This is a genomic window from Plasticicumulans sp. (assembly GCF_035331805.1).
In the GTDB taxonomy this organism is placed as follows: Bacteria; Pseudomonadota; Gammaproteobacteria; order Competibacterales; family Competibacteraceae; genus Plasticicumulans.
Window position 1 is genome coordinate 1 of record NZ_DAOLKE010000351.1, and the last position, 3470, is coordinate 3470.

Genomic DNA, 3470 nt, shown 5'->3' on the forward strand with positions numbered 1-3470 from the left:
CCGGCGCCGGCGCAGCTCGCGGCGCCGCGCAATCCGATGCTGCGCGTGCGCGGCTCGGTCCGCGATCCGGCCGGACGCTGGCAGCCGCGGCAGTTCGACGTGCGCCTCGCCGCCGGCGCCATCGTGCCGCTGCCGCTGTATCCGGCGCCCTCCGGCACGCCGGCGAGCAGCGGCGGTCGCCTGTTCGGCAGCCTGCGCCTGCCCAATGGCGCCGCTGCGGCCTGGGCGCGGCTGGAGCTGCGCGTGACGGTGGCGCCGGGGCGCAGCGTCAGCGCCGTCGCGCAGGCCGATGGCAACGGTGATTTCGTGCTCGCCGCCGCGCGCGTGCCGCTGCCGCCGGCCAACGTCGCGAGCTTTCCGGCCGAACTGCGCGTGTTCCACCGCGGCGGCAGCTGGCCGGATGGCCTCAATCCCGACACCCAGCAGCCCTGGACGCTGCTGTCGGCCACCGCCGACAGCTTCGCCGAGGTCTACGCCTTCGATTTTCCGCCCGGCGCCGCGCTGCGCCCGCTCGGCTTCCAGCGCCAGACGCTGGTGATCCGCGCACCCCAGCCCTGACCCTGCATCAGCCGACAAGACCGTCGCCACGAGGAGGCCGCGTCATGCCCGAGTATCTCGCCCCAGGCGTGTTCGTCGAGGAGACGAGCTTCCGGCACAAGTCGATCGAAGGCGTCGGCACCAGCGTCGCGGCGCTGGTCGGGCCGACGCGCTACGGGCCGCTGCGCGGTGCGCCCGAAGTCGTCACCAGCCTGACCGAGTACACGCGCATCTACGGCGACGGCGCCGATCTGGTGTTCGACGGCGTCGGCGAACCGAACTACACGGCGATCGCCGCGCGGGCGTTCTTCGACAACGGCGGCAAGCAGCTCTTCGTCAGCCGCGTCTGCCGCGACGTGAACCGCGCCGACGCCGTCAACGATGGCAGCGGTGCCGTGCGCGCCGCCGCCGCCGCGCCCGGCGCCAGGCTGCGCTTCGAGGCGCGCTTTCCGGGCGCGGCCGGCAACTTCACGCTGGAGGTCCGCTGGCGCGATGCCGGCAACCTGCTGCGCACCGGCCGCATCCCGGCCGCAGCGGCCGCAGCGCTGGCGGCCGGCGAATCGGCGCTGATCGACACCACGGTGCCGGTCGCCGCGCGCGTGAACGGCTCGCCGCTCGCCGATGGCCGTTTTCCGCTGCAGGCGAGCGGCTTCGCGACGCTGGAAAACCGCCCGAACGATCCGAACGATGCCGCGGCCGGCAGCACGCGCGTCTGGCGGCTGCGGGCCGATGCGCGCGTGCTCGGCGCCGACGGCGTGGCGCTGAGCGCCGCCGAACGCACGCAGCTCGGCGACGTGCTGGTGGCGGCGGCGCTGCCGGACACCGCCGGCTACACGCGCGTCAGCGTGCGCGCCCCGGCCAGCGGCCCGCTGGTGGCCAACGAGCCGGTCGTGCTCGTGCTCGCCGGCAGCGATGCCGCCGTCAACCTCGCGCCGGTGCTGAGCGGCCAGAACAACCCGAGCAACGGCCGCCGGCGCGTGCTGCGCGGCACGCTGAACGCCGCCGGCACGGTGCTGACGCTGACGGCGGCCGACAACCGCGTCATGGCTGCCGACCAGCCGGTCGCGGAGCTGTCGCTGTCGGCCGATGCGACGCTCGCGCTCGCCGCGCTCGCGACGCTGCCGGATACCGGCGCCGCGCTGTTCGCGCTGCGTGCCTTCGACCTCGACGTGCTGTCGGCCCCCGACCCGGTCGCACCCGAGCGGGCGCCGGAGCCGGTGTTCGCAGTCGCGGACCTGTCGCCGTCGCCGCAGGCCGTGCGCCACCTCGCCGCGCTGCTGCCGATGCAGCCGGCGCGGCGCGCCGAGCGGCTGACGCAGCCGGTCGCGGCGCTGTACCTCAATGGTGAACCCTCGGCCACGCAGGTCATCGATTCGATCTTCGCGCTCGCCGACACCGTCGCGCTGCTGCCGGCGGCCGGTGCGCTGGCCGGGCCGCGCTGGCTGATCCACATGAGTGGCGGCAGCGACGGTCCGCTGCCGGGGGCGGCCGACTACACCGGCGAGAGCGACGAACTCACCGGCTCGACCGGCTTCGCGGCACTCGAAGAGATCGAGGACATCGCCATCGTCGCGACCCCGGCCGCCGCCGCGCACCCGGCGAGCCATGCGCAGGTCGTGCAGGCGCTGTGGGCGCACTGCCGGCGCATGCGCTACCGCGTCGGCATCGTCGATGCCGAGGCCGGCATGAGCCTCAACGAGGTGCGCGCCTTCGCCGGCCAGTTCTCCGACAGCCTGCTGGCGCTGTACTACCCGTGGGTGGTCACCGCCGACCCGAGCGGCGTGCGCCCGGAACTCACCGTGCCGCCCGGCGGCTTCATCGCCGGCGTCTACGCCGGCACCGACGTGCGCCGCGGCGTGCACAAGGCGCCGGCCAACGAGGTGCTGATCGGCGTCACCGGGCTGGAGACCGACGTCAACCGCTTCCGTCAGGAGCTGCTGAACCCGAACGGCATCAACTGCCTGCGCTTCTTCCCGGGGCGCGGCTACCGCGTCTGGGGCGCGCGCACGCTCAGCGACGATCCCGAATGGCGCTACGTCAACGTCCGGCGCTACTTCCTGTTCCTCGAACGCTCGATCGAGAAATCCACGCAGTGGGCGGTGTTCGAGCCGAACGGCGAGGCGCTGTGGGCGAACGTGCGCTCGACGGTCGAGGACTTCCTGTACGCCGAATGGACGGCCGGCCACCTGCTCGGCGCCTCGACCAAGGAAGCCTACTTCGTGCGCTGCGACCGCTCGACGATGACGCAGAACGACATCGACAACGGCCGGCTGGTCTGCCTGATCGGCGTCGCGCCGCTGCGCCCGGCCGAATTCGTGATCTTCCGCATCGGCCAGAAGACCGCCGACGCCCGCTGACAGAGGCCCGCCGACCATGCCCGTGCTGCGCGACACCCCGTACACCGCGTTCAACTTCCTCGTCGAGATCGAGCCCGGCATCGGCCGCGAGCTGCGTGCCGGTTTTTCCGATGTCTCGGGGCTCAACAACGAGATCACCGTCGCCGAGTACCGCGCCGGCAACTCGAAGGTCAACCACGTGCAGAAGCGCCCCGGCGTCTACAAGGCCGGCGACGTGACGCTCAAGCGCGGCATCATCGGCGCGACCGACCTGTGGGACTGGATCGTCGCGACCCGCGAGGGCCGCGTCAGCGAGGCCAAGCGCACCGTCGTCGTCAGCCTGCTCGCCGAGAACCGCGACGACGTGGTCGTGCGCTGGAAACTCCAGGGCGCGATGCCGATGAAGTGGACCGGCCCGACGCTGGCCGGCAAGGGCGGCGGCGACGTGGCGATCGAGGAACTCGTGCTGTCGGTCGAGTCGGTCGATCAGGAATAAGCCGCCGATGCTCACGTTTGCCGATGCGCGCGTGTTCCTGAACCCGGCGCCGGTCGCGCCGCGCCAGCCGGTGCTGCCGGTGGCGCTGGTCGGCCACGTGC

General features: G+C 73.1%; 3 protein-coding genes. All 3 read left to right on the plus strand.

Annotation, left to right across the window (positions count from 1 at the left end):
• On the plus strand, window positions 1-558 hold a 558-nt coding region (locus tag PKE44_RS16620), incomplete at its 5' end, for a hypothetical protein (protein ID WP_324553461.1).
• Between the two features lie 44 nt (window positions 559-602).
• The gene (locus PKE44_RS16625; RefSeq protein ID WP_324553464.1) at window positions 603-2894 is read left to right on the plus strand and encodes a phage tail sheath subtilisin-like domain-containing protein; all 2292 of its coding nucleotides are present in this window, start codon (window positions 603-605) and stop codon (window positions 2892-2894) included.
• 16 nt (window positions 2895-2910) lie between these two features.
• On the plus strand, window positions 2911-3369 hold the full coding sequence (locus PKE44_RS16630) for a phage tail protein (RefSeq protein ID WP_324553467.1): 459 nt from the start codon (window positions 2911-2913) through the stop codon (window positions 3367-3369).
• The last annotated feature ends 101 nt before the right edge of the window (window positions 3370-3470 follow it).

Bases quoted from the DNA above. Each gene is read 5' to 3' on its own strand.
- PKE44_RS16630 (WP_324553467.1), top strand. From the start codon at position 2,911: ATGCCCGTGCTGCGCGACACCCCGTACACCGCGTTCAACTTCCTCGTC.
- PKE44_RS16625 (WP_324553464.1), top strand. From the start codon at position 603: ATGCCCGAGTATCTCGCCCCAGGCGTGTTCGTCGAGGAGACGAGCTTC.